Genomic DNA, 2,311 nt, shown 5'->3' with positions numbered 1-2,311 from the left:
GTCATAATCCCTTTTCGCCAAAAATCAGGATGGAGTTCATATCCAACTTCTGCTTTCCAATGTTCCTCCTCGATTTCGTGGAAGCCACATGTGCCAATCAACTTTCCTGTTTCTTTCAAAACAATGGCCCAACGAATTTGTTCTCTATTTTCGTATTTGAACAATAAACTTTCAATTAAACCTTCGGCTTGTTTTTCAGATGTAAAAGTAGTGAGATCATAAAACTTAGTAACTTCATCCTTTGAAAAATAACTAAACATGGCTGGAGCATCATTCATTTGAAGCTTTCGTAATATAACTCTTTCCGTTTCCAATTTCGGAAAATTTGTAAAAGCTTTATTAAACCCCATTTTTTTCTCCTTAATTTCGTACATTTTCTTTCAGTGTACTTTTAAGAGACGTTTTTTTCTTTAATTCCTTTAAGTTGAGTCCTCGTTCATCTAATAAAAATAATGAAACCCCAATAATAATAATGCAGCCTCCAATAATTTGAGACCAGCTAACAGATTCTTGTAATAGATAATAAGCTAAAAGAGCCGCACCTACTGGTTCGAATAAAATGGCCATAGAAATAGTAGAGGTGCTCAGCCATTTTAAAGACCAGTTAAATATCGTATGACCCATTAGTGTTGGAAAAAGCGCGAGTAGGATAAAATAAACCCAATCACTTGTCGGGTATGGTAATAATGGTTCCTGTTTGATGATTACATAGAAAAACAATGTTATAGTACTAATGCTATATACAATAAAGGTATAGGTTACAAGCGACAGTCTTTTTCTAACGTCTTGACCAAATAATAGATTTGCTGTAATTAATGCACAAGCAATCAAGGCTAAAATATCGCCAAATAAAGCAGATCCGCTAATTTTAAAATCTCCCCAGCTGATTACTACACTTCCCAATACAGCAATAACACTGCTTATTATTGCTTTCATAGAAAACTTTTCCTTAAAGAAAAAATATGTTCCTACAAAAGCAAATAATGGCTGAAGTGTTACTAATACTGTTGAGCTGGCAACTGACGTGTAATTTAATGATTCAAACCAAAGAATAAAATGAAAGGCCAGGAATACACCAGCGATTATAGAAAATAACCAATCCCGCCTTGTAATAAGACGAAGTTCTGGAACATACTTTATTAGAAAAATAGGCAACATAAATAAAACCGTAAATAGTAAGCGGTAAAAAGCGATAACCCCAGAAGGAGCCGATGAAACTTTTACAAGAATAGCAGAAGTAGAGACCGACAATACGCCGATAGCAAGGGCCACATAAGGATTTATTTTGATGTCTGACATAGATGCAACTCCTTAATTCAATAATATTCAGCACACCTTATCATACATCTAAAGTAATACTTTATCTATTATTTTAATATATTATTCATTAGAAAGTTTTAGGAAGTTATTTAATGGGTATATCATTTTTAACAAAAAATTGATGTTAAAAGAACTGAGTACATTCAGAAATGGAGCCGCACCAGCTTTTATCCCTTTTCATCAAAAATTAACTAGGAAGTAGGGATATTATGAGTGAATTAGAATTAGAAATATTAATGAAACTAGGAATATCTGCCATTCTTGGGCTGGTTATCGGAATTGAGCGAGAATTAAAAAGAAAACCAGTCGGCCTTAAAACGAGTCTCGTTATTTCCATTGTAAGCTGCCTATTAACAATCGTATCCATTGAATCCGCCTACATATTTCCCGGAAAGGAAGGCGTTAATATTCAAATGGATCCACTGCGTCTGGCGGCCCAAATCGTATCTGGCATTGGGTTTCTAGGTGCGGGTGTTATTTTAAGAAGGGGAAACGATAGCATATCCGGTTTAACAACCGCGGCATTAATATGGGGAGCAGCTGGGATTGGAATTGCGGTAGGTGCAGGCTTCTACCTTGAGGCAATGGCAGGAGTCGCGTTGCTCATCATCAGTGTTGAAGTCATTCCTTTTTTTATGGCTCTTTTGGGACCTAGGCAATTAAGAGAAAAAGAAGTCACCCTCCGGCTTAAGGTGATCGATAAAGAAAACATTGCCGATATCCTTTCAGCCATTAAAGAATTAAAAATTTCAATCAAACGTGTTCGTATTAAAGACCTAGAAGACGGAAAGCACCTTGTTCAGCTGATCGTGACAGTCAATAAAAAGAAGAGTATTACAGATGTTTATTACAGTGTCTCTCAACTAAGCGGAGTACGGAGTGTTGAGATTGAAAGTTTGCAGTAGACAAAATTACCTCTTGCCAAAAACCCCGATTGCGGATATAATTTTTCTTGTACCATTCAATCGGGGAATTAGCTCAGCTGGGAGAG

3 protein-coding genes are annotated in these 2,311 nt (G+C 36.0%); 1 reads left to right on the top strand and 2 read right to left on the bottom strand.

Features of this window, described 5'->3' with window-relative positions; genetic code table 11:
• Positions 1-350 (bottom strand): GNAT family N-acetyltransferase (locus V7164_RS24780; protein ID WP_335355551.1); only part of this gene is annotated, 350 nt, incomplete at its 3' end.
• A gap of 10 nt (positions 351-360) precedes the next feature.
• Entirely contained in the window at positions 361-1,299 is a 939-nt protein-coding gene (locus tag V7164_RS24775) for a DMT family transporter (RefSeq protein WP_335348072.1), read from the bottom strand.
• A 230-nt stretch (positions 1,300-1,529) separates the two neighbouring features.
• Between V7164_RS24775 and V7164_RS24770 the strand changes: the two genes are divergently transcribed.
• Positions 1,530-2,225, top strand: coding sequence for an MgtC/SapB family protein (locus tag V7164_RS24770; RefSeq protein ID WP_335355550.1), 696 nt, complete (start codon positions 1,530-1,532; stop codon positions 2,223-2,225).
• Positions 2,226-2,311 lie beyond the last annotated feature (86 nt).

This window comes from Bacillus sp. JJ1474 (assembly GCF_036965225.1).
GTDB lineage: Bacteria > Bacillota > Bacilli > Bacillales > Cytobacillaceae > Cytobacillus.
This window is presented reverse-complemented; position numbering and strand designations above follow the sequence as displayed.

Coding starts and splice junctions, on each gene's coding strand:
- V7164_RS24775 (WP_335348072.1), bottom strand. CDS start 1,299: ATGTCAGACATCAAAATAAATCCTTATGTGGCCCTTGCTATCGGCGTA.
- V7164_RS24770 (WP_335355550.1), top strand. CDS start 1,530: ATGAGTGAATTAGAATTAGAAATATTAATGAAACTAGGAATATCTGCC.